This is a genomic window from Thiothrix unzii (assembly GCF_017901175.1).
Classification (GTDB): Bacteria; Pseudomonadota; Gammaproteobacteria; order Thiotrichales; family Thiotrichaceae; genus Thiothrix; species Thiothrix unzii.
Genome location: NZ_CP072793.1, coordinates 80,528 through 103,724, shown reverse-complemented (window position 1 = coordinate 103,724; position 23,197 = coordinate 80,528). Strand labels below are relative to the sequence as shown.

The 23,197-nt window shown below is 49.1% G+C and carries 21 protein-coding genes; 10 read left to right on the top strand and 11 right to left on the bottom strand.

Features of this window, described 5'->3' with window-relative positions; all coding sequences use genetic code 11:
• Position 1: 1 nt before the first annotated feature.
• The 6 genes from J9260_RS00620 to J9260_RS00595 form a co-directional block, all read right to left on the bottom strand.
• Entirely contained in the window at positions 2-2,050 is a 2,049-nt protein-coding gene (locus tag J9260_RS00620) for a response regulator (protein ID WP_210219137.1), read from the bottom strand.
• Between the two features lie 31 nt (positions 2,051-2,081).
• Positions 2,082-2,732, bottom strand: coding sequence for a LutC/YkgG family protein (locus J9260_RS00615; protein WP_210219136.1), 651 nt, complete (start codon positions 2,730-2,732; stop codon positions 2,082-2,084).
• A complete protein-coding gene (locus tag J9260_RS00610) occupies positions 2,725-4,140 on the bottom strand; it encodes a LutB/LldF family L-lactate oxidation iron-sulfur protein (protein ID WP_210219135.1) in 1,416 nt (471 codons plus the stop codon). The genes J9260_RS00615 and J9260_RS00610 overlap by 8 nt, the downstream gene beginning before the upstream one ends.
• Positions 4,141-4,263: 123 nt before the next feature.
• Positions 4,264-5,004, bottom strand: coding sequence for a (Fe-S)-binding protein (locus tag J9260_RS00605; protein ID WP_210219134.1), 741 nt, complete (start codon positions 5,002-5,004; stop codon positions 4,264-4,266).
• Between the two features lie 6 nt (positions 5,005-5,010).
• Positions 5,011-5,769, bottom strand: a complete 759-nt coding sequence (locus J9260_RS00600) for an FCD domain-containing protein (protein ID WP_210219133.1) — start codon at positions 5,767-5,769, stop codon at positions 5,011-5,013.
• 47 nt (positions 5,770-5,816) lie between these two features.
• Positions 5,817-6,875, bottom strand: a complete 1,059-nt coding sequence (locus J9260_RS00595) for an IS701 family transposase (RefSeq protein ID WP_210217672.1) — start codon at positions 6,873-6,875, stop codon at positions 5,817-5,819.
• A gap of 190 nt (positions 6,876-7,065) precedes the next feature.
• On the opposite strand from J9260_RS00595, the gene J9260_RS00590 reads away from it, so the two are divergent.
• The 5 genes from J9260_RS00590 (at position 7,066) to J9260_RS00570 (ending at position 13,307) form a co-directional block, all read left to right on the top strand.
• Complete coding sequence (locus J9260_RS00590; RefSeq protein ID WP_246499552.1) at positions 7,066-8,760, top strand: L-lactate permease; 1,695 nt, start codon at positions 7,066-7,068, stop codon at positions 8,758-8,760.
• Positions 8,761-8,769: 9 nt separating this feature from the next.
• On the top strand, positions 8,770-10,449 hold the full coding sequence (gene dld / locus J9260_RS00585) for a D-lactate dehydrogenase (RefSeq protein ID WP_210219132.1): 1,680 nt from the start codon (positions 8,770-8,772) through the stop codon (positions 10,447-10,449).
• 78 nt (positions 10,450-10,527) lie between these two features.
• Positions 10,528-10,953, top strand: a complete 426-nt coding sequence (locus tag J9260_RS00580; protein WP_210217478.1) for a helix-turn-helix domain-containing protein — start codon at positions 10,528-10,530, stop codon at positions 10,951-10,953.
• A 139-nt stretch (positions 10,954-11,092) separates the two neighbouring features.
• The gene (locus J9260_RS00575; protein ID WP_210217479.1) at positions 11,093-11,548 is read left to right on the top strand and encodes a transposase; all 456 of its coding nucleotides are present in this window, start codon (positions 11,093-11,095) and stop codon (positions 11,546-11,548) included.
• A gap of 208 nt (positions 11,549-11,756) precedes the next feature.
• Positions 11,757-13,307 (top strand): hypothetical protein, encoded by a 1,551-nt coding sequence (locus J9260_RS00570; protein ID WP_210219131.1) that lies wholly within the window; start codon positions 11,757-11,759, stop codon positions 13,305-13,307.
• On the opposite strand, the gene J9260_RS00565 is transcribed toward J9260_RS00570, so the two are convergent.
• A complete protein-coding gene (locus J9260_RS00565; protein WP_210217793.1) occupies positions 13,232-13,687 on the bottom strand; it encodes a transposase in 456 nt (151 codons plus the stop codon). The two genes, J9260_RS00570 and J9260_RS00565, sit on opposite strands and share 76 nt — an antisense overlap.
• Positions 13,688-13,826: 139 nt before the next feature.
• Entirely contained in the window at positions 13,827-14,252 is a 426-nt protein-coding gene (locus J9260_RS00560; protein ID WP_210217478.1) for a helix-turn-helix domain-containing protein, read from the bottom strand.
• A gap of 18 nt (positions 14,253-14,270) precedes the next feature.
• On the opposite strand from J9260_RS00560, the gene J9260_RS00555 reads away from it, so the two are divergent.
• Positions 14,271-17,063, top strand: a complete 2,793-nt coding sequence (locus J9260_RS00555; RefSeq protein WP_210219130.1) for a hypothetical protein — start codon at positions 14,271-14,273, stop codon at positions 17,061-17,063.
• A 49-nt stretch (positions 17,064-17,112) separates the two neighbouring features.
• On the opposite strand, the gene J9260_RS00550 is transcribed toward J9260_RS00555, so the two are convergent.
• A complete protein-coding gene (locus J9260_RS00550; protein ID WP_210219129.1) occupies positions 17,113-17,586 on the bottom strand; it encodes a PIN domain-containing protein in 474 nt (157 codons plus the stop codon).
• Positions 17,583-17,846, bottom strand: a complete 264-nt coding sequence (locus tag J9260_RS00545) for a UPF0175 family protein (protein ID WP_202719040.1) — start codon at positions 17,844-17,846, stop codon at positions 17,583-17,585. Before J9260_RS00545 ends, J9260_RS00550 begins: the two co-directional genes overlap by 4 nt.
• A 188-nt stretch (positions 17,847-18,034) precedes the next feature.
• Here J9260_RS00545 and J9260_RS00540 point away from each other — a divergent pair, with 188 nt between their 5' ends.
• From J9260_RS00540 to J9260_RS00530, 3 genes are read left to right on the top strand one after another with little or no spacing between them, the layout of a single operon-like run.
• On the top strand, positions 18,035-18,265 hold the full coding sequence (locus tag J9260_RS00540; protein ID WP_210219128.1) for a hypothetical protein: 231 nt from the start codon (positions 18,035-18,037) through the stop codon (positions 18,263-18,265).
• Entirely contained in the window at positions 18,258-18,959 is a 702-nt protein-coding gene (locus J9260_RS00535) for a nucleotidyl transferase AbiEii/AbiGii toxin family protein (protein WP_210219127.1), read from the top strand. The genes J9260_RS00540 and J9260_RS00535 overlap by 8 nt, the downstream gene beginning before the upstream one ends.
• Before the next feature lie 60 nt (positions 18,960-19,019).
• A complete protein-coding gene (locus J9260_RS00530; protein ID WP_210219126.1) occupies positions 19,020-19,460 on the top strand; it encodes a BLUF domain-containing protein in 441 nt (146 codons plus the stop codon).
• Here J9260_RS00530 and glnE read toward each other — a convergent pair.
• On the bottom strand, positions 19,444-22,098 hold the full coding sequence (glnE, locus tag J9260_RS00525; RefSeq protein ID WP_210219125.1) for a bifunctional [glutamate--ammonia ligase]-adenylyl-L-tyrosine phosphorylase/[glutamate--ammonia-ligase] adenylyltransferase: 2,655 nt from the start codon (positions 22,096-22,098) through the stop codon (positions 19,444-19,446). The genes J9260_RS00530 and glnE overlap by 17 nt on opposite strands.
• Before the next feature lie 205 nt (positions 22,099-22,303).
• On the opposite strand from glnE, the gene J9260_RS00520 reads away from it, so the two are divergent.
• Positions 22,304-23,197 (top strand): RnfABCDGE type electron transport complex subunit B, encoded by an 894-nt coding sequence (locus tag J9260_RS00520; RefSeq protein WP_246499550.1) that lies wholly within the window; start codon positions 22,304-22,306, stop codon positions 23,195-23,197.

The window sequence follows — 23,197 nt, the reverse complement described above, 5'->3', positions numbered from 1 at the left end:
ATTACACTATCCACTTCGAGAGCATCGCCGCCAATCTTGGGGGGTCAATGGGTTTGGTGAGGTAATCGCTCATCCCCGCCGCAATGCATTTGGCACGTTCGGTAGAAATCGCGTGCGCCGTCATCGCAATAATCGGCAAATGCTGCCATTCGCGGCGTTGGCGAATCAGCCGCACAGCTTCGTAACCATCCATTTGGGGCATTTGAATATCCATAAAAACAAGCTGAAACGTCGCCTGTTCCAGCATTTCAATGGCTTCTACGCCATTGTTTGCCACGGTAACACTTACCCCTAATTTGCCCAGCAATGCCCCCGCTACCATCTGATTCAGCGGATCATCTTCCACCAGCAAAACCTGCACGGTATTGAAATTCGTGACTATCGCGTTTGCGGCGGTATCAACGGGTAGCGCATCCGTACACGTCGCAAATGCAGCGGTAAAAACGAACGTACTCCCCTGCCCTAACTGGCTTGCCAGCGTAATATCACCCGCCATCAACCGCGCTAACGATTGACTAATCACCAATCCCAAGCCGCTCCCGCCATGCCGTCGGGACAAGGAACTATCGGCCTGTGCAAAGGGTTGAAACAGCTTTGCCTGTTGGTTTGGACTAATCCCAATGCCGGTATCTTTCACCGTAAATTGCAACCGCACTTGCGCATCCCGTATCGCTAACAGCCCAATACGAATGGCAATTTCACCCGCCTCGGTGAATTTAATAGCATTACTCACCAAATTCAGCAAAATCTGCGCAAGACGTTGCGGGTCGCCAACCAAACAAGTTGGCACATCCTCCGCCACTTGAATTTGAAACCCTAAGCCTTTTTGCCGCGCCTGTTCTTCAAACAAATAGGTTATTTGCTGCAACACATTACTGAGTCGGAACGCTGTAGGATTGAGCGCGAGCTTGCCCGCTTCGATTTTCGCCACATCCAAAATATCGTCGATAATCCCCAGCAACATCTTGGAGGACGACTGCATTTTGTTCAGGTAATCCACTTGTTGTGCGGTCAAATCCGTTTGTTGCAGCAAATACCCCAAACCAATCATCGCATTCATCGGAGTACGGATTTCATGGCTCATATTCGCCAGAAACTCACTTTTAGCTTGATTCGCGCGTTCCGCCTCCTCCTTAGCTTGTTGCAGCGCGGTATTCAAACGGGTCAGTTTGCGGTTCCAATAAATGCTGCCCAACAAAATCAGGGTTGCACCGATAACGAGTTTCCACAACAAGGAATAATCCGTCGTTTCAACCACGTAGACCGAATTCCAATTACGCTTAACTGCCTCGTGATCGGCTTGCGTCAAAGAGTCGACGGCTCTTTGCATAATACCCAGCAATGGCGGGGAATCTTTGCGCACTGCAATCGAAATCGGGTAATCGTAATCCAGTTTGCCAATGATCTTTAAATTGTATAGCCCCTGCTGAATAATCTGGATACCGTGCGCAAACGAAGCCACGCCAGCGTAAGCCCCACCGTTTTCCACCATTTCAAACAGTTCATCGGGGGTTTCCGCTTCAATAAAAGTGGTATTGGGGTAGTCTTGACGCAACTGTTTGCCAATTGCACCTCCGGTGGGAATAACGATTTTTTGATCCGCAATATCCGCCAACGACTGGACAAACGGCCGCCCGGATTTGGCGAGCAAAACATGCGACGTTTGATAATAAGGCGTGGTGAAGGACAAAAAATCTTCACGTTCTGGCGTTTTGACCGCCCCAGAAAGGAAATCGCACTTACCTTCGCGAACAAACTGCAAGGCTTCACCCCACGTATTGCTCAACACCGGCTGCAACGGGATATTCAGCCGCTGGGAAAAGAGTTGGAGGTAGTCGGAAAAAATGCCTTTGTGCTTGCCACCCTCTAGGAAGTCGTAGGGCTTCCAGACGGGGCTAAAGCAATAGCGCAGGGGTGCGCCTTGGCGTTGCTTTAGCCATGCTTGTTCGGATTTGCTTAAAGCAATAGCAGCGGATGGCGGAATTTGCTCAATAGCTGGCGTATTCGCCGTTGAAAAGATCAACAGACCATACAGGAGAATGAGGAGCAAGGGTTTCATATGCACAATAGTAGCGCATCCCTCAGATTAATATCACCACCAACTCTTTCGGCCCATGCACCCCATACGCCAACGTCTGCTCAATATCCGCCGACTTCGACGGCCCCGAAATCAGCAACGCATTCGTCGGCATTCCCGCTTGCACCCAGCCTTGCGCCTGCACAGCCTCCGCAAATGTGGTGTACAACTTATCTACTTCCAACACCGCAATATGCACCGGTGGAACCAGCGACATCAAACGCGGTTCATCCGCACTCGGCATCACGATCAACGTTCCCGTTTCCGCAATCCCGCCATACGTGCCCGTGAAAGCCGCATCCACGCCGTAAAACAGCTCCTGTTTCCAGCTTTCAATGGGCTGGTCGTAGGTTTTTAGGGCAGGAAAGCGGTCGGCTTGTGCGTGAAGCTGTTTACCCAGCATGGTTTCCGGCGAAACTAACAGGTTGCTTAAACCCTTGGCTGCACACACCTGACTGACGACATCCAACCACGTTTCGGGTGTGGCGTGATGTACTTCGGCGCGTACTGCGACCATGCGTTCGGTAAAGCGGCGTACTCGTTCCGCCGTATCCCAATCGTAACGGCTCAGGTAATCACGTTCGTTAAAGCCGCAATCCGGGCGTTGCGGTTCGCGCAAACGAGCAAGAATATTAGCGCGTGCCGTATTACTCATGGTCGACTCCCAGATTCTTTACTTGTTGGTGCAAGGTCGATTCCGCCAATTTTGGCGCACTACGTACCGTCGTCCACGCGCCCAAATTCGTCGGCAACATGCCTTTGAAGCGCGTCGCCAGCGTCGAACCTGCGTGGTAAATCGTCGGATGCGTCGCCGCCCATGCCCAGGTTTTCCAAGTTGCCGCCTCGCTCAAAGTACGGCGTTTGCCCGAACCCACGGTGTTGGTATTAGCAGCATCCTTACGCACCCCGTCGTAACGCAAGCGGTTGAGAATACTCGGAATCGGAATGCGTACCGGGCAAACTTCGCTACACGCGCCGCACAAGGTCGAGGCTTGCGCTAACTCACCATGCACATCCAGCCCCGCTTTTTGCGGCTCTAAAATCGAGCCAATCGGCCCCGGATACACCGTGCCGTAACTGTGCCCACCAATGCGCACGTACACCGGACAATGGTTAATGCACGCCCCGCAACGAATACAGCGCAAGGTCGCCAGCAATTCGGGATCACTATAAATATTGGAACGCCCATTATCCAGCAACACCAAATGCACCTCTTCGGGGCCATCCTTCTCCCCCACTTTGCGAGGACTGGAAATCATATTGAAGTAGGTGGTAATCGGTTGCCCCGTCGCCGAGCGCGTCAAAATGCTCAACAGCGGCGGCACATCGCTCAGGCTTTCCACGACTTTTTCAATGCCCGTGACTGCAATGTGTACTGGCGGCGCAGTAGTCGACATCCGACCATTGCCTTCGTTTTCCACCAAACATAACGTGCCGGTTTCTGCCACCATGAAATTCACGCCGGAAAGCCCCACGGGTGCGGCATAAAACTTGTCGCGCAAAATACGTCGAGCGGTTTGCGTCAATTCATCCACGTCTTCGGTGTAAGGAATGTCGGGGAATTTTTGGTGGAACAACTTGGCAATCTGTATGCGGTTTTTGTGAATCGCGGGCATGATAATGTGCGACGGGGTTTCGCCATCGAGTTGGATAATGAATTCGCCAAGGTCGGACTCCAAACACTCAATGCCCAAGGCTTCGAGGAAATGGTTCATACCCATTTCTTCCGACACCATCGACTTGCCTTTGATAATCGACTTGGCATTGTGGCGTTCCAAAATCGCTTGCACGATCTGGTTGCCTTGTTCGGGGGTTTCTGCCCAATGCACTTGAATGCCATTGCGGGTCAGGTTGGCTTCGAGGGTTTCCAACAATTCCGGCAACTTGCTCAGAGCGTTAGCGCGGATCGCCATGCTTTGGGTGCGCAAGCGTTCCAGTTCGGCTTTGTCGGGGAATTGGTCGAGGCGGCGCGTCATCAAGCCATCCATCGCACGGTAGAAATTGGCGCGAACTTCGGGCTTGGCGAGGTTAGCGCGGACGGTTTGGCGGAAAGTGGATGTCATAGCGTATTGTCTCCTGCCAAAGGGGAAAAATCCCCCCTACCCCCCCTTTTGCAAAGGGGGGAACAAGAGGGGTGGCGCATCTGGCTTCCCCCTTTGAAAAAGGGGGACTGAGGGGGATTTTCTTCAAACATGCGTTCTCTCCCAAAGAAACTCGGCAATATGCTGATGAGGAAGCGCATCGCCTTGCTTTGCCATTACCCCGCCAATATTCATCAAGCAACCGCATTCCTGACTGATCAAACGATCCACGCCGGTATTGCGGATGTGGGTCACTTTATCCAGCACCATCGCCGCCGAAATTTCCGGCTCTTTCACCGCGAACGTGCCGCCAAAACCGCAGCATTCGGGTTTGCGGGCGTGCTCCACCCGTTGCACATTGCTGAGTTGCCCCAGCAAGGATTCGATCTTGTCGGCAACGCCCATTTCACGGCGGGCAGAACAAGAGGTGTGTACTGCCACTGTCAGCGGTTCGCCCAAATCTTGCAACTCGATTTTCAGCACATCGACGAGGAATTCGGTGAGTTCGTACACGCGGCTGGCAACATCCACCGCTTGTGCTTCATCCTGCTGCCCCGCAAACAGTTCGGGGTAATGCACTTTCATCATCCCCGCACACGAACCGGATGGAATCACGATGGGAATGGGTTTGGGGAACAGCGCGATTTGCGCCCGTGCCACAGAACGCGCTTCGTCGCGGTAGCCGGAGTTCCAAGCGGGTTGTCCGCAGCAGGTTTGTGCAGGTGGGAAAATGACTTTCACCCCCGCACGTTGCAGCAATTGCATCGCTGACACACCCGCTTGCGGGTACATCAAATCGACTAGGCATGTGCCAAAAAAGTAGATGGTATCGGGTTTTGTTGCCATTGGAGCCTACCTGCCTACGAGTGTTAGGTGACGCAGCGAACGCACCTTGCGGGCTTCGTCAGCGTCGATGGATTTGAGGGAATCTTCCACAAAAGCCAGATGTTCTTGCGCGGCTTTGCGGGCGCGTTCGGGATCACTGGCAAGGACGGCTTCCATCAGTTCGCGGTGCTGATTCTTGAGCGGATCGAACACACGCGGGATGGTGTAGAGCTTATCCAGATTGTGCGAAATGCTGTTTTGCAGCAGTTCAAACAGGTTTTTCATGACGTGCAGCAGCACCAGATTGTGCGAGGCTTCGACAATCGCCAGATGAAAATCGGCATCGGCGCGGGCTTCGTCCATCGGGTCAGCACTGCCGTGACGTTGAATCATGCGCTCGAAACAATCGCGGATATTGGCTTTGTCCTCATCGGTGGCACGCAAGGCGGCGTACCAAGCGGCATTGCCTTCCAAGGCGTGGCGAATTTCCAGCACGTCGAAACGGTATTCGGGGTTTTCACGGAACAATTCGACCAAGGGGCTGCTGCACGGTGCAGTGGCTTGCGGGGTATCGTTTTCCACAAACGTGCCGCCGCCCGGTTTGGAAACCAGCAAGCCCCGGCTGATCAGGGTTTGGATGGCTTCACGCAAGGAAGGGCGCGATACGCCGAATTGTTCCGCCAAGGCGCGTTCGGCGGGCAAACGTTCGCCCAGCGTGAAATGTCCGCTGGTGATCATTTGTTCCAGTTGTTGAGTGAGTTGTTCGGCGATGCGTAATTTCTTCATGGCTTCCGCTCTTTTGGCCTTACCAATTTTGGTTATCATAACTGATGTTACGCAGCCCTAAGCACCTGTAGCTCATCAAAAGCGCCCCGAATTGCCTTGGCGTAGAGCTTTGAACGCAAGGCAAAGTGGTTAAGATGCTTGCTGATGGTCAAACACTCCATTTTGAAGACGGCGACGATGGAGGCGAATAAGTGATTCGCTTGTGTTTTAGCGGTGTGGGCAGGGGATTTCGCAAAGGCAGCATTGGATTTGAGCGATTTATGGAAGACCTCGACTTTCCACCGTTTTTGGTAGGTTGTCGTGATTTCGTCCCACTCTGCTGCCAAGCGGCTACAGACCAGATACAAAATGCCGCTGCTGCCGTCTTTGTTCGTAAAGACTTGCCGGGCGAGCTTGACGGGGAAGGTTAGCCCCTTCAACCAGCCCTTGATGGCTTTTTGTTCTGTCCATACCAATTGGTCGAGTCGTGTGTAACGTTTTGCCTTGCTGTCTACTTCGCTCAATGCCACTAATCGGTTACTTTTCAATGCCATAATGAAGTCCTTTTGCCGTTTCTCCTTGATGTGTTCCATATTCTCGGCGGAGGCGAACCAAATGTCGCTCAACACCCATGAAAATGTCAGTTGGTTTTGAATGCAGGTGTCAATCATGGAGCGCATTTGCTCATTTTTGGTGACATCGCTGCACCGCTTTTCTTGGCGTGTATTGATGTCACAGAAACGGAACGGTTTCCGTATCAGTTCAAATGCAACAGGAATGGATGCACCATTGCTATGATATAGACAGTTTAACAAGTTGATTCCCTTGATATTACGCCCTTTGCAGTGGTCGTAATGCCAACAAATTAGATCGTTTTCGTCCATGTAGGGCTTTTCTTGCACCGTATCGTCGATGATCAGGATGCCATCGGCTGATTCGACCTCCCTGACGGTCTTTTTTACCTGTTTCCACAGGTCTTTCGAGGTGTACTCATCTCCCGAAAGAAAACGACTGATCGCATCGTGGCTAATTTCGCCGTCCAATAATTGGGATAAACCCGTTGCTGTGGCGTAGCCAAAGGTCACGGTCAGGTAGTCGGTGTAGAGGTCAAGACGTGTTTGATTCATACCTGAAATATAGTCGAGGAGAGGTCGGACTGCGTAACATCAGATCATAAAAGCCTGAAAGTTTTATTGCAAGTGGATTAGATTGTGTATTGACAAGGACTTACGAAAAGCCCCAGAATTCATGGTCTTACCAGTTGGTTATTAAAGCAATATTGGTAAGACCAATTATATTCAGGAGGAGGAGTTCTCAATGAGTCAAACGCTACTTTCGTTACTGGCATTTTTGCCCTTGGTGCTGGCAGCCGTGCTGCTGGTGGGATTTAACTGGCCTGCACGGCGAGCGATGCCCGTGGTTTTCGTGGTGACGGTGGCGATTGCGCTTACCGCGTGGGAAATGACCGCTAATCGGGTGCTGGCTTCTACCCTGCAAGGGCTGATTCTGACGGGGGCGATTCTGTGGATTATTTTCGGGGCTATTTTGCTGCTGAATACGCTGAAGCATTCGGGGGCGATTACCGCGATTCGGGCGGGCTTCTCGAATGTCAGTACCGATCGACGCATTCAGGTCATTATCGTGGCGTGGTTGTTTGGCTGCTTTATTGAAGGTGCATCCGGTTTTGGTACACCCGCAGCGGTGGTTGCACCGTTGATGGTAGCCTTGGGTTTTCCGGCAATGGCAGCGGTCATGGTCGGGATGATGGTGCAATCCACGCCGGTATCATTCGGTGCGGTGGGTACGCCGATTATCGTCGGGGTTTCCGGCGGTTTGGATAAGGCGGGCATCAGCGAAAAACTGCTCAGCGAAGGCTCAAGCTGGGACGTGTTGTACGCGCTGATTACCTCGGAAGTGGCGATTACCCACGCGCTTATTGGCGTGTTAATGCCGCTGTTCATGTGTGTGATGTTGACCCGCTTCTTCGGGCGTAACAAGTCGTGGAGTGAAGGTTTGGCGGTTGCGCCATTTGCGATTTTTGCGGGTTTGGCATTTGTAATTCCTTACGCGCTGGCTGGCGTGTTTTTGGGGCCGGAATTCCCGTCCATTATTGGTGCATTGGTGGGTTTGTCCTTGGTTGTACCGGCGGCACGTGCCGGTTTTTTGGTGCCGAAAAAATCGTGGGATTTTGCGCCACCGAGCGAATGGGCTGCGGAATGGATGGGCAGCATTGAAATTAAGCTGGATAGCCTGACCGCAAAAGCACCCGTGTCGATTGGCATGGCGTGGTTGCCGTATGTGTTGCTGGCGGCGTTGTTGGTGTTGTCACGGGTTAGTACCGAGGTGAAAACCTTCCTGAGCAATACGCTGGTGTTGCCGTGGGTGGATATTCTGGGTGAAAAGGGCATTTCCGGCAAAATCGAGTTCCTGTACTTGCCGGGTGGCATTATGGTGTTGGTGGTGTTGGCGACGTTCTTCCTGCATCGCATGAAATTTTCCGAGTTGAAAGCGGCAGTGGGCGAGTCTTCACGGACATTGCTGGGTGCGGGCTTTGTATTGATTTTCACCATTCCAATGGTGCGGATTCTGATTAACTCCGGGGTAAATCTGGCGGATTTGCCATCCATGCCACGCGCAATGGCGCAATTGGTTGCCAGCAGTGTGGGCGATGTTTACCCGTTCTTTGCACCTGCGGTTGGGGCATTGGGCGCGTTTATTGCTGGCTCGAATACCGTTTCCAACCTGATGTTGGCGCAATTCCAGTTTGATACCGCCGGGTTGATTGGGGTATCGGGTGCAATGTTGGTGGCGGTGCAAGCGGTGGGCGCGGCGGCGGGCAATATGATTGCGATTCACAACGTGGTGGCGGCATCGGCAACGGTGGGCTTGCTGGGGCGTGAAGGGCAAACCATTCGCTTGACGATTATTCCGACGCTGTATTACCTGGTGATGGCGGGCATTATTACCATGGTTGCCATCCATTTCTTAGGCGTGACTGACCCGTTAATGTGAGGCATTGCCATGAACCATCCCCTGATCACCACCCTGCAAGGTATTGTGGGCGCGGATAAGCTGACGACTGGGCAACGCCGTACTGAGTATTACCGTACCGGCTTTCGTTCGGGCAGTGGCACGGCATTGGCGGTGGTGTTTCCGCAAACCCTCATGCAACTGTGGCACGTGCTGCAAGCTTGTGTGGATGCGAACACCATTATCATTATGCAGGCGGCGAAAACCGGCTTGACGGAAGGCTCGACCCCCAGCGGGGACGATTACGACCGTGAAGTGGTGGTGATCAATACCTTGGCGATGGACGATTTGGTGCTGTTGAATGGCGGTGAACAGGTGTTGAGTTTTCCCGGTGCGACTTTGCACAAGCTGGAAAAATTGCTCAAGCCGTTAAAACGTGCGCCGCATTCGGTGATCGGCTCGTCCTGTTTGGGCGCGTCGATTGTCGGCGGCGTGGCGAATAATTCGGGCGGAGCCTTGGTCAAACGCGGCCCGGCTTACACCGAAATGGCGTTGTTTGCGCAGGTGAATGAACAGGGCAAGCTCGAAATGGTTAACCATTTGGGGATTGCCTTGGGCGATTCGCCAGAGGAGATGATTACACGGCTGGAGTCTGGCAATTTTGCCAAAGACGGGGTGGATGATGGCGGCAAGCTGGCATCGGCTCGCGACTACGTGGCGCGGTTGCGCGATGTGGATGCGGCAACACCGGCGCGTTTCAATGCCGATGAAAGCCGTTTGTTTGAAGCCAGTGGGTGCGCGGGGAAATTGGCGGTGTTTGCGGTGCGACTGGATACGTTTCCGATGGTGCAGCAGGAGCAAGCGTTTTACATCGGCACGAATGATCCGCAGGTGTTGACGCGCTTGCGTCGCCACATCCTCAGCCAGTTTGAAAATGTGCCGGAAGTGGGCGAATACATGCACCGCGATATTTTTAATATTGCGGAAAAGTACGGCAAAGATACCTTCCTGACGATTGAAAAGTTGGGGACGGATGTGATGCCGAAGTTGTTTGCGATTAAGGGGCGTACCGATGCGACTTTGAATAAGTTGCCGTTGCTGCCCAAATATTTGAGTGATCGGGTGATGCAGGGCGTCAGTAGTTTGTTTCCGCAGCATTTACCTGACCGTTTGCTGGAATTCCGTGACCGTTATGAGCATCACTTGATTCTGAAAATGAGTGAGGGCGGGATTGCCGAGGCGCAGGCGTTTTTGCCGGAATTCTTTGCGGATGCGGGTAATGCGGGCGCGTATTTTGAGTGTACGCCGCAGGAGGCGAGTAAGGCGTTCTTGCAGCGGTTTGCGGCGGCGGGCGCGGCGATCCGTTACCAGACCTTGTTCAGTGATCAGGTCGGCGAGGAAATGTTGGCGTTGGACATTGCGTTGCGGCGCAATGATGCGGATTGGGTGGAAGTGTTGCCGGAACACATTCGCAGCCAGATTGAACATACGCTGTATTACGGGCATTTTATGTGCCACGTTTTCCATCAGGATTATATTTTGAAAAAGGGTGCGGATGCCCATGCGGTGAAAAAGGCGATGCTGGCGTTGCTGGATGCGCGGGGGGCGAAATATCCGGCGGAGCATAATGTCGGGCATTTGTATCAGGCGGAAAGCGGCTTGCGGGAGTTTTATAAGCGGCTTGATCCGACCAATACGTTTAATCCGGGGATTGGGAAGATGGAGAAGTAAGTAACTAGCTAGAAGTTTCCACGTATAAGATCCTGCTGGTGTAAACTGGTAGTTTGTCACTTAAGAATGTCCGCACCGATGAAATTTGCCCAGCCGATCCCTGAAGAAATCCGCGTGACCTTGCAGGAAATGTATATGAACCACCCTACATTCCGCTGTCGTCAACGTGCGCAAGCAATTTTGTTGAGTACACGCGGCTTTACCCTTGCGGAACTGTGGTCAATCTTGGATGTACGGCGCGATGCCATCAGTGAGTGGCTCGACCGCTGGGAACATGAAGGGCTGCTGGGACTTTACGACCGTCCCCGCTCTGGTTGCCCCCGGATATACACAGAAGCTGAAGTAGCGTTGTTGAAAACCCTAGTGGACGAAGAGCCACGCCAAATCAAGACGGCTCAAACCAAACTGGCTGATCTAACCCAGAAAGTAGCCAGTACCAGCACCTTGAAACGCCTGTTAAAAAAAAGTTCCACTACCTCTGGAAGCGGATGCGTAACTCATTGAAAGATAAACGTGACCCCGTGGCTTTCAAGCGTGAGCAGGAAATTCAAGCATTACTCCACCAGCAAGCGGCGGCTGGCAAGTTGCTTATTTACTACTTCGATGGTTCAGGTTTTACCACAACTCCTTGCGTCCCTTACGGGTGGCAGAAACGGGGGAAACACGCAGGCTACTCACAGCTCAGAGCAAACGCTTGAATGTCTTGGGTTTTATGAGCCTAGACAACGATAGTTTTTTCCACACGGTGGAAGGGCGCGTTGACTCACAAGCTGCCATCGCCGCCTTTAATGCCTTTGCTGACCGTTATGCCGAAGAATTTGCACAAACAAAAATACCTTGCTTGGTTATTCTGGATAACGCCCCGATACAAACCAGCAAAGCCTTTCTTGGTAAACGTGAAGATTGGATGTTGGCGGGAATTTGCTTACATTTTTTGCCAACCTACAGCCCTGAACTCAATCCTATCGAAATACTCTGGCGAAAAATCAAATATGAATGGTTGCCGCTGGATGCCTATAAAAGCTACAAGGACATGAAGGAACTGGTGTTAGCTATACTGGCTGGCTTTGGCGAAAAATACACGATAACTTTTGGATAATTACTTATAAGAGGAATTGTAGTTGTTGTGGGTAGGCTCGGATGCGCGTAGTTTCATGTTATCCTTGTGAGAACACAAGCAAGGCGGAAAATTCGCCATCCTAGCTACCGATATTAGGACATAAACGTATGCAAAAAGTGGATGATCCTTCTGCTAAGTAACTAGTACTAAGTTTTCGCACATTACCCCCTTTGAAACTCAATGAGTTATGAATCAGGAATACACGAAAACTTTGGCTCAGTTACTTACCTATCGTGGTTATCGTCGCCAAGCACTTTATTGTTTATTTCGTCTTTTTGAAGATGGCTTGCCAGAAAACTATATTCTGCAACCAGAAGGCATTGAGGATTTAGCGATCTTTGATGCCTCAGGTGTGTTGCTAGAAGTTGTACAGGTAAAAGATTATTCCAGTCCATTAGTTGCATCTGATTTTACATCTTTTTTCTATGAACGGATTGCTCAATATTGCCAACCAACATCTAAGGTTAAAGTAACGTTGGCATCTTTTGGGGCTATTGGTAGTGAATTAGCAATGGCTTTAGATACGTCATCCAACATACCTAAGCGCACATTAAAAACCGTTAAAGGTGAAACTTTATCAGATACTCAAGCTTCACAAATTCTCAATCATATCCAATATGTTCAACTTGAAGATGAGAAATTAACTGAGATTGTTTTTTCTAAATTGAGAAAGTCTGTAGCAGCAGGACAACCACAACAAGCTTTTGATAATTTCATGTGGTGGTTATTTACTGCATCAGAAAAAAGGACAGAAATCACTAGGAAGGCTGTTATTGAGCGACTCAATAACATAGGCAAGTTCTTAGCTCAAAGAAATTCTCATATAAGTGAATGGAATGTTTCTATTCTGCCTATTTCATTATTAACGCCACATCAAAGCACGGAAATCTTAGAACGTGAATTCTTCCAAGGAGGGCGCGTAAGATTTGAACATATTGCCGCTAATCTTGATATTCCTAGAAATCAGGTGCTGGCTGAGATTAATAATGCTTTCCTCAAAAATAATGTAGTAGTGGTTCATGCTGCATCAGGGCAAGGTAAAACTACATTAGCCTATCGTTATTTGTTAGAGTTTTGTGCTGCTGAGTTCTGCTTTGAGATTCTAAGACCTTCTGATACTATTCATGCAAGACGTATGGCAATAGCTTTGGCTGGGCATTATGAGTCATTGCAAGTTCCAACTTTTATTTATTTAGATGTACGCCCCGGTGATAATGCCTGGAAAGAATTCGTAAGAGAAGTATCAGGTATTTCAGGCATACAAGTTCTTATCACTATTCGAGAAGAAGACTGGTTTCTCTCAAGAATAACTATTGATGATTTCTTCTTTGCAGATATACAGCCACAGTTTGATGAAAATACGGCAATGCTGTTGTTTGGCTCACTTAATGAAAAATATAAAGTCACGCATTATTTGGATTTTGATGATGCTTGGAAACAGCTAGGAGAGCGAAAAACACTGTTTGAATTTGTTTATCTTTTAACACAAAATCAAAGCTTAACATTTAAAATAAAACAGCAAGTTTCTGCATTGCAAGATGAAGTAAATGAAGGTAAATTAACTTGTAATGAATTGAAGCTCTTACGTCTGGTAGCTGTGGCATCAGCATATGAGGCACGAATTCGGTTAATTGATCTTGTAAATCTTTGCGATATAAGTAATTATCCAAAAGTTATCGTGTATTTTTCGCCGAAGCCAGCCAGTATAGCTAACACCAGTTCCTTCATGTCCTTGTAGCTTTTATAGGCATCCAGCGGCAACCATTCATATTTGATTTTTCGCCAGAGTATTTCGATAGGATTGAGTTCAGGGCTGTAGGTTGGCAAAAAATGTAAGCAAATTCCCGCCAACATCCAATCTTCACGTTTACCAAGAAAGGCTTTGCTGGTTTGTATCGGGGCGTTATCCAGAATAACCAAGCAAGGTATTTTTGTTTGTGCAAATTCTTCGGCATAACGGTCAGCAAAGGCACTAAAGGCGGCGATGGCAGCTTGTGAGTCAACGCGCCCTTCCACCGTGTGGAAAAAACTATCGTTGTCTAGGCTCATAAAACCCAAGACATTCAAGCGTTTGCTCTGAGCTGTGAGTAGCCTGCGTGTTTCCCCCGTTTCTGCCACCCGTAAGGGACGCAAGGAGTTGTGGTAAAACCTGAACCATCGAAGTAGTAAATAAGCAACTTGCCAGCCGCCGCTTGCTGGTGGAGTAATGCTTGAATTTCCTGCTCACGCTTGAAAGCCACGGGGTCACGTTTATCTTTCAATGAGTTACGCATCCGCTTCCAGAGGTAGTGGAACTTTTTTTTAACAGGCGTTTCAAGGTGCTGGTACTGGCTACTTTCTGGGTTAGATCAGCCAGTTTGGTTTGAGCCGTCTTGATTTGGCGTGGCTCTTCGTCCACTAGGGTTTTCAACAACGCTACTTCAGCTTCTGTGTATATCCGGGGGCAACCAGAGCGGGGACGGTCGTAAAGTCCCAGCAGCCCTTCATGTTCCCAGCGGTCGAGCCACTCACTGATGGCATCGCGCCGTACATCCAAGATTGACCACAGTTCCGCAAGGGTAAAGCCGCGTGTACTCAACAAAATTGCTTGCGCACGTTGACGACAGCGGAATGTAGGGTGGTTCATATACATTTCCTGCAAGGTCACGCGGATTTCTTCAGGGATCGGCTGGGCAAATTTCATCGGTGCGGACATTCTTAAGTGACAAACTACCAGTTTACACCAGCAGGATCTTATACGTGGAAACTTCTAGCTAGTTACTTAGCAGAACCCCAACGGACATTACAACGCTTTAATAACGAATTTTTATTGCGAACATCTATTGATGGTCATTATGTTGAAGGTTTTCACTCAGTACGCAGCGAAATTATATGCTCCCAGTTATTAGATGAGGTTTTTTATCCTTGGCCCAGCTTAGCAAAACAGGTTTTATCAATTCTAGAAGAAAATGATCTTGAGTTCTTTTTACTATGTACATTCTCACGCCACTATCATGATTCAAAAGAATTAATATCAGCGTTATCTTCTCTTTCCTTAACAACATGGGAGGCGGTAAGAGGTGTTGGTAGATCTTTGCAATGGCTTGGACTCAAAGAGTATGCTTTGGTTAATGCGGAAGTTTTGAGTGATGCGCGTACTCTTGTAGGACAGGCATGGTGGATGTTAATAGATTTTGATATAGCAAATGCATTAAAAGTAAAAAATGATTTATTTGCACCATTGGCAGCATCAAATCCTAACTTTGCAATAGCTGCTCAAGCAGCAATGGCATTAAAAGAAAAACAAACAAATAAAATGGATATATTTAATTATTTTTCTGATTTTCTCGGAAGCTTGCTTTATTTTCCTAGAAATCCACAGTCAATTCTTGAATTTGATGCATTTGCAGAAATTATATTTTGGCTTGGACATATTAATTTAAAAGTCGATTATGAGTTAATTGCCAACGATGATTTGGATGCAGCATTAACTATTCTACCTGTTTATTCTTTTGCTCGGCTTGCTATTGCCACTCGTACATTTAATGAGAATTTATATTCTTCTTGGTTTGATTTAAATAAAGAAAAGTTGAAAAAACATATCCAAGAAAAAGAAGGAATATTTGCGTTAGATCAAGAAGATGACTGTTTGGTTGCACACTATATAATTAGGCAAAACAATAGAATGTCTGGCATGGGATTGTCAAGATCGAAGCCTGATACACTTGTTACTTATAATGATCTTTCAGTAGAAAGGGTTGAAACAATCGCTTGGTGTATACCAAACTTCAATAAGTATGGATCATCGGGATATGGGAATAAAACATCTCTGCTGGAATTGCCTTATGATGACACAGTAAAGCGAATGCCTATTGAAAACATTCTGAAACCTTGGTTGCCTATTTTTAATTCTTGGTTTCAGGGATTAGTAGACTATCAAGCTCGCCCGAAAGAATGGAGTGAGTACTTTTCCCAAATATATAAACTGCGTAGAGATACAGTTTATTCACTAAAACAAATCGGCATTGCTTTACATGATATTGGTTCAAAAGATATACAATTTATAACCGATATGAAGGAGTGGAATAGCTTTAGACGATTAACAACGGATAATTTTTTGTTGCCAAAATCTGCTCTTGACGAATGGGGAATGATAACTGAAAGTCAAGCTAAAGAAACCTCGAATTTAAGAAATAGCCAAAGATTTTTAGCCAGCAAACGTTTGTCTGATTTTAAAGTGGCACTTAATGAATATAGGCATAGGGTTGGTGATTTCGTAAGGTCGGCTGAAAAAGCCCTTATTCTCATGGTTCTTATGCCATCTGCAAAAGCAAAAGATCAAGTTGAAGAGCTTTATGCTTTAGCTGAAAAAGAGGGTATCAACAAACATGATATTCATTTATCAGTATGCAATGGAATTGATGCATGTATAATGCTAAAAAAACTTCACCAACAAGAGGAGGTCTTGACAAATCCCCAGTCGCTAGACTTTTTATCACCAAAAGAAGAATATGAAGCATGGATTGAAACTATATACAAATGGTGTAGAGCTGCATATCCAGAACAGTTTCCACTCATGGAAGGAAAGCTCCAGAAAACCAAAAGAAAATTAACAAAAGGAATGCTAAGTGATTGTTTAATCCCTACATCCAATCGTCTTAATTCCTCATTAAAACTATTAAAAAAACGAGGTATTCATGCCAAAATTCATGCGGATAATATTTACTGGAAAGGAAATAATGCATTATGGATCACTTTCGATGTTGAACATCCAATTGACTCTTTAAATGCATTGGATGCTTTATGGCAAGCAATAGCAAGTGCATTAAATATAGACCAAGACAAAATTGTTAGAATCAAAGCAATGGATCTCTATTGGCAACATATAATACTGATCCCGCTAGTCAAAGGAAAAAGCTTGGAAAGATTAGCTTATACTAATTTCAAGGGAGTTATGGAATATGATATTGATGTTATAAGCAGCCAACGTTGGCGTTTATTTCCTGAGCCTATTAGCTCGGATGTTTTGGATGCACTTGGAATTAGGCAGTGGGCATATCTGGGTAAGACAGATCTTATTGATTCTTTTGTCAACTCTTATGGGGAGCTATTTGAGCATATTGATTATTTATCTAATTTTAATAAGCAAATTCAAGGCATGGACGATGTTGGCACAGATGTGCTACGTAATTATTTAGAAGATGAAGAAGTGGCTATAAACTCGCACGCTCAAAAAACTTTTGACTCAATGGCTGAGTTAACTAATTATTTCTCGGATCAAGATCTCACCTTGCTATCTGAAACAAGACCAAATATATTTCTTTGCCTGAATTTGATTTTAGAGATAAGTACTGCGCTATATCCTATAGAGAACTTTCAAAACACAGCATCATTAACACTAGAACAAATAGCATCTTGGCGTGATAGATTACATATAAGTCTTACTTCTGTTGGCTTTTTGAAATACCTTTGGATAGCTGATATGATTGGATGTAATGAGCCTAATTTAAATTAACAATTACACATTTTGTTATTTTAAGTGGCGTGACAAAGCATTTAAAGCATTATTCGCCCACAACAGTCAGTGCGTAATTTAATAACTCTTCGCCAAAATAGGTTTTGGAGTTGCGCAAAATTTCAATATAAGGATTTAGTAAAGGAATCATGCCTTTGCGCTTGGCTTCAATCAAAACGCCGAGACTGCCAATGATTTTGACTTGGTTGATTTGTGCGACTTTTCGCCCTGCTTTCTCGTCAATCAACAGATAATCAGCATTAAGGTTTTTATACAATACAATAGAGGTTAACTCACCCTTGTCGACTGTGTCGCCACCAATAATGTGCAAATCAAGGCACGATTCTTTTACTTTGCCTTGTAAATAATGAGCAAGTTTGGCTGAGCCAGCTTTATTCCCGACGGTAACTTCTTCATAAACAGTCTGTGACACTCGGACTTCGCCAAAGAGTGCATCCAAAACGTCCAAGCAATCGCACAGTGCCAAAGCGACTAAAGGCGAGCTATCCGCAATAATAATCACGCCAAATCCTTTGCCAGCATGTCGATTTCTGCTTGCAGCTCTTCAACATTGTCGTAGGTTTGTGGCTCAATCCCGCGTTGGCGGCATTCGTAGAGAAATTCGTAGCGGTCAAGGTCGCCAACAAATTCAGCCGCAGCACCCGCCGACAGTTTGCCGCGTCGATAAAGGTCAATCGCCGTATTCAGTTTGAGTAGGCGTATCAGCTCTTTGGGTGTTTGATAAGCAAAGAATTTTTCTGGAATATCGAGCGTCAATTGCATGAGATTTCTCCGCTAACGAGGTACATGATCATTGTGGCACGCCCCAACCGCACTCGCAAACTTGGATGTTTACGTCGGTACGGATAACCCACTTGCGTGGCAAACGGATTTGGTGACAGTGCATAGGATTGGCTACACAAGGTTTCATGCTATCCTCATGAAAACACCAGCAAAGCAGGAAAACCGCCATGCCAACCACCATCAACCGTAAGCTCTACCCGGAACTGGACAAGCTGCTATGGGATGTCCATTGCGAAACCGTCGATCCTGACTTTGCTTTCCGCGTGTATGAAGAACGTTGGGGCTTCGTGCAAGCACAGAATCTAAGCGACAACGAGCAAGGTCTAATCAAGGAACTCACTCGCACAGTGGGGCAAGGCATTTTCATTCCAGCGTTTGGGGTGGTGCATCATGCCTGATTACCAACTGCCCCATCACCGCCTGATCATGACCGCATTGGCGCAGTTCGATGCTGATTTCTTTACCCAACATGCCATTTGTTTCGGTGGCGGGACACGCATTGCCTTGGAACTGGACGAATACCGCGAATCGGTTGATATTGATTTGCTGTGTCCAAACAAGGATGCCTACCGTGCTGTGCGTGAACAGGTGACGAATCTTTCCCTCGGCGCATTGGTCAGGCAAGAGTTTGATTATGTGCGCGAAATTCGCGCCGACCGTTACGCTGTCAGAACGTTTCTCAAGCTGGATGATTCACTGGTCAAACTCGAAATCGTCAGTTGTGATGAATACCGACTGGGCGCAGGTGCTGATCTGAACTTGTTTCCGCTGCCCTACTTGTCACGCGAATCCTGTTTCATGACCAAGCTGTTGGCGAATGCTGACCGTGCGCTTGCCCCACCGTTCAAGGATGTCTTCGATTTGGTGGCGATGTATCTGGCATGGGGTGAAATCCCGCAAGCTGCATGGCAAGAAGCCGAGCGACAATACGGCAGTGTTCCCCGCAAAGCATTGTTGAAATCGTTGGCAGATATGCTGACACGACCTGCACTGTATCTGGAACGGGCAGCGGATATGAAAATGAAGCCAAGTTGGGCGCAGCGGATTGTGGCGGAAGGTGCGCAGCAGTTGTACGACCGGATTGCGGCATAACCGCTCACTTGTCATTTTGGAAACACAAACTAAACACCACGTCGAGAGATAAGAATTCTGATGAAATGCCTAGTTTACGCCAGTTTTGCGTGCATTGATTTTAGTGAAAATGACCTTGCCCAACTTGCTACAGATGCCGCCGCGCGTAATGCTGAATCCGGGGTCACGGGTTATTTGTATTTCGACAACGGGCGTTTCATGCAATACATCGAAGGTGAAGCGTGGGCTATTGACCTGTTAATCGGGCGTATTGAGCGTGACACGCGCCACACCATCAAGCGCCTGGTGATGGATAATGACTTGGAAACACGCCGTTTTCCGACATGGCATATGCAGTGGCTGAAACAAGGCTCGTTAGTAAATATTCGACTGGAGCACATCTTGCACAGTTTTTTACTACTAAAAACTGCGCACACCAGCCGCTACAGCATGTTGGAAGCGCGAGTCTGGCAACTGGTCGATAAAATCGCCGACCGCCACGGCATTAGCCAAGGTAAGTAACCCAAGCAGCCCGCACCGCCTCACGCTCACGCACAAACTGCCCCGCCTCCACTACCGCGTCCTGCTCCTGCAACGACAGCTCGTGGATACGATCACGCAACGTCCGGTAAGCATCCGCCAACATCACCGCCGTATCTGCTGGCAAAATTCCCGCCCCCTGCAACGATTCTAATTGGCGGATATTGTCGCTCCAGCGCACCAATTCCGGGTGTTCGTGCGCATGAGCCAGAATCAGAAACTGCACAATAAATTCAATATCTGTCACGCCACCGGGGTCTTTTTTCAGGTTAAAAATACTGGAATCCTTACTCGCCATGCTTTCCCACATTTTCTGGCGCATCGCAATCACCTGCTTGCGCAACTCCGCCCTATCACGCGGCTGACAAAGGATGTCATGGCGTACTTGCTCAAACTGCGACCGCAAACGCTCCGTTCCCGTAATCACCCGCGCCCGCAGCAAGGCTTGATGTTCCCACACCCACGCCTTTTCCTGCTGGTAAGTGCAAAACGCATTCAAACTGCTGACCAGCAAACCCGAAGCCCCACTAGGGCGCAAGCGCGTATCGGTTTCGTACAAGCGTCCCGCTGGCGTAAACGTCGTCAGCGTATGAATAATTTTCTGCGCAAATCGTGCATAAAACACCGCATTTTCCAGCGTCTTTTTGCCATTGGTCTGCTGCGCCGTGCCGTGGCTGTCGTGTAAGAAAATAATGTCGAGATCCGACCCATAACCGAGTTCCAGCCCGCCCAGTTTGCCGTAAGCAATAATCGCAAACCCCGCTTGTTGCGTTTCTCCCGCATCATTCTTGTAACACGGCACGCCCGTTTGCGCCGTCATCGTCACCCACACATGCCGCTGGGTTTCTTCCAACACCGCCTCGGCAATCCATGTCAACTGATCCGAGACCTTCATCAGCGGCAATATGCCGGTAATGTCCGCCGCCGCTACCCGCAACACTTGTGCTTGCTTGAATTGGCGCAACCGTTCCATCACCTGTTCGGTGTCGCCCTGATCAATACGCTCCAATTCCAAGCGCAATGCCGCCCCCAGTTGCTCACGATCCAACGGCGTATACAACTGGCGCGAATCCAGCAATTGATCCAGCAAAATCGGGTGATCGGTCAACTGGCTGGTAATCCACAAGCTATCACTAACCAAGCGCACAAATTGTTCCAACGCATTCGGGTGATCCGCCAGCATGGCAATGTAACCGGAACGCGGCGCAATCTTTTGCACAATCCGCAAACACCGTTCCAACGCCTGTTCAGGGTCAGCCAAAGCATTACACGCATCCAGCAACGCAGGCAGCAAGCGGTTCAAACGACTGCGCCCCGTATCGGTCAACGTGTTATACAAACGGCTGTGCAGCAATGCCTGAATCGCGGGATGTTCCGGCATCGGCTGACTCTCTTGGGTTTCGAGTGCAAACACCCTCTGGAAAATCTGCGATACCGCACGCTGATGACGATTGAGTTCTGCCTCAAAACTCGCCCAATCCGCAAAGCCCATCGAGCTGGAGAGACAGGCTTGGCGTTCAGACGTGGTTGGCAGCGAATGCGTCTGTTCGTCGTTCCACATTTGCAGGCGATTTTCCGTGCGGCGCAGGAAATGGTACGCGCTGCGTAAAATCCCAAACTCGTCCGCCGTCAGCAATTGTTGCGCCAGTAAGGCATCCAGCGTCGGCAGCAAACTACGCCCCCGCAATTCGGGAATCCGCCCGCCGCGCATCAGTTGGAACACTTGCGCGGTGAATTCGATTTCGCGGATACCGCCAGTGCCGAGCTTCACATCCAAATATTTGCCACGGCGTTCGGCTTCGCGGTTGATCATGGCTTTCATATCGCGCAATTGCTCAATCGCGCCATAATCGAGGTAGCGGCGGAACACAAACGGGCGGAAGCGTGCCATCAATTCCGCGCCATTGTGTTTGTCGCCCGCCATCACCCGCGCCTTGATCAGGGCGTAACGTTCCCATTCGCGCCCGTGGGTTTCGTAGTAATGCTCCATCGCATCGAACGACAACGCAAGTGCGCCGACTTCACCGAAGGGGCGTAAGCGCATATCGACGCGGTACACAATGCCCTCCGCCGTGGTTTGCCCCAACACCCCAATCAAGCGTTGTCCCACACGGGTGAAAAACGTTTGGTTATCGAGATCGCGCTTGCCATCGGTTGCGCCTGCTTCGGGGAAGGCGAAAATCATGTCGATGTCAGAGGAAAAGTTGAGTTCCTGCCCACCGAGTTTGCCCATGCCGATAATCACCATCTGCTGGGGCTCACCGCTGCGGCTGCGCGGGATGCCGTGTTTGGCGGTGAGTTCGGCGTAACACCAGCGGTAAACTGCGTCCACCAAACCATCGGCGAGGTCGGAAGTGGTTTGCAAGGTTTCGGCGAGTTCTGCTTTGCCTAGCAAATCGCGGTAGGCGATGCGCACCATTTCGCGGTTACGGATGATGCGCACCGTGCGCAATAGGCTGTCGTAATCGGGGAGTGTAAGCACTTCAGCCGCGATGTTTTGCACCAATTCACCATTGGCATACGGCTGGCTCGTTTCTAGGTAGGCTTGCCATTCAGGGTGGCGGGCAAGCTGGTGTTGCAGATAGGGGCTGGCTGAAAAAATGGCATCAGAAACAAGCATTATTATTTTCTCTTGAGAAGGCACTTCCCCCATTATAAGCCCTATTCTAGTGCCATCCCTACCCTTTCTATATCTCTTTTAGCTATTCAGGCTATCCCTTCACGTTGTGCGGTGCAATATAAAACCTTGATATAAATCATTATTGCGCCTGCACAATTTTGGGTAATGTAAATGTAACATTTTCCCCACGATAGGACATTTTAGCGTGATTGACGCCAGCATTCTCTCCGCAGACACCGTAGTTGCCCTAGGTTACATGCTGGCCTTGGGAGTTTCTCTCGCCGTTATTCTGGCAATTGCCAACCGTTTCCTGTTTGTGTACGAAGATCCGCGCATCGACGAAGTGGATTCCGCCCTGCCACACGCCAATTGTGGTGCATGTGGTGAAGCCGGTTGCCGCATTTTCGCCGAAAAGCTGATTGCGGGCGAAGTCCAGCCGGGGCAATGCACCGTTAACGCGCCTGCCAACAACCTTGCGATTGCCAATTTCCTCGGCGTGGATCTCGGTAATCAGGAAAAGCGCGTGGCTCGATTGGCTTGCGCTGGCGGCAACCACGTTGCCTACAACCGCGCCAAATACGCCGGATTGCATTCCTGCCGGGGCGCAGCAATGGTGGGCGGCGGTGGCAAAACCTGTACGTGGGGCTGCTTGGGCATGGCGGATTGCGCCGACGTGTGCGAATTCGGCGCGATTTCGATGGATAAAAACGGCCTGCCCGTCGTCGATGCCGACAAATGCACCGCCTGTGGCGATTGCGTCGATGTCTGCCCCAAGAAACTGTTTGAACTGCATCCTGTCAGCCACCAATTGTGGGTGGCTTGCAAAAATCTCCACCACGGCGCAGAGGCGGAAGCCGAATGCGAAGTGGCTTGCAATGCCTGTGAGCGTTGCGTGAACGATTCCCCGGAAGGGTTAATAACGATCAGGGACAACCTGGCAACCATTGATTACAGTAAAAACACCCTAGCCTCTCGCGTCAGCATCCAGCGTTGCCCTACCGGTGCAATCGTGTGGCTGAACCGCAAAGGGGAGACCGAAAAAGGGTCAAAAGCCAAGCCTGTCATTAGAAAGAAGGCACTCCCAGTTAGCCACGCATAA

What these genes read in the sequence shown, in the direction of transcription:
- J9260_RS00530 (WP_210219126.1), top strand. Translation starts at nt 19,020, where the DNA reads ATGAAATGCCTAGTTTACGCCAGTTTTGCGTGCATTGATTTTAGTGAA.
- J9260_RS00590 (WP_246499552.1), top strand. Translation starts at nt 7,066, where the DNA reads ATGAGTCAAACGCTACTTTCGTTACTGGCATTTTTGCCCTTGGTGCTG.
- J9260_RS00580 (WP_210217478.1), top strand. Translation starts at nt 10,528, where the DNA reads ATGAAATTTGCCCAGCCGATCCCTGAAGAAATCCGCGTGACCTTGCAG.
- J9260_RS00535 (WP_210219127.1), top strand. Translation starts at nt 18,258, where the DNA reads ATGCCTGATTACCAACTGCCCCATCACCGCCTGATCATGACCGCATTG.
- J9260_RS00610 (WP_210219135.1), bottom strand. Translation starts at nt 4,140, where the DNA reads ATGACATCCACTTTCCGCCAAACCGTCCGCGCTAACCTCGCCAAGCCC.
- J9260_RS00605 (WP_210219134.1), bottom strand. Translation starts at nt 5,004, where the DNA reads ATGGCAACAAAACCCGATACCATCTACTTTTTTGGCACATGCCTAGTC.
- J9260_RS00600 (WP_210219133.1), bottom strand. Translation starts at nt 5,769, where the DNA reads ATGAAGAAATTACGCATCGCCGAACAACTCACTCAACAACTGGAACAA.
- J9260_RS00570 (WP_210219131.1), top strand. Translation starts at nt 11,757, where the DNA reads ATGAATCAGGAATACACGAAAACTTTGGCTCAGTTACTTACCTATCGT.
- J9260_RS00545 (WP_202719040.1), bottom strand. Translation starts at nt 17,846, where the DNA reads ATGCAATTGACGCTCGATATTCCAGAAAAATTCTTTGCTTATCAAACA.
- J9260_RS00595 (WP_210217672.1), bottom strand. Translation starts at nt 6,875, where the DNA reads ATGAATCAAACACGTCTTGACCTCTACACCGACTACCTGACCGTGACC.
- dld (WP_210219132.1), top strand. Translation starts at nt 8,770, where the DNA reads ATGAACCATCCCCTGATCACCACCCTGCAAGGTATTGTGGGCGCGGAT.
- J9260_RS00540 (WP_210219128.1), top strand. Translation starts at nt 18,035, where the DNA reads ATGCCAACCACCATCAACCGTAAGCTCTACCCGGAACTGGACAAGCTG.
- J9260_RS00615 (WP_210219136.1), bottom strand. Translation starts at nt 2,732, where the DNA reads ATGAGTAATACGGCACGCGCTAATATTCTTGCTCGTTTGCGCGAACCG.
- J9260_RS00560 (WP_210217478.1), bottom strand. Translation starts at nt 14,252, where the DNA reads ATGAAATTTGCCCAGCCGATCCCTGAAGAAATCCGCGTGACCTTGCAG.
- glnE (WP_210219125.1), bottom strand. Translation starts at nt 22,098, where the DNA reads ATGCTTGTTTCTGATGCCATTTTTTCAGCCAGCCCCTATCTGCAACAC.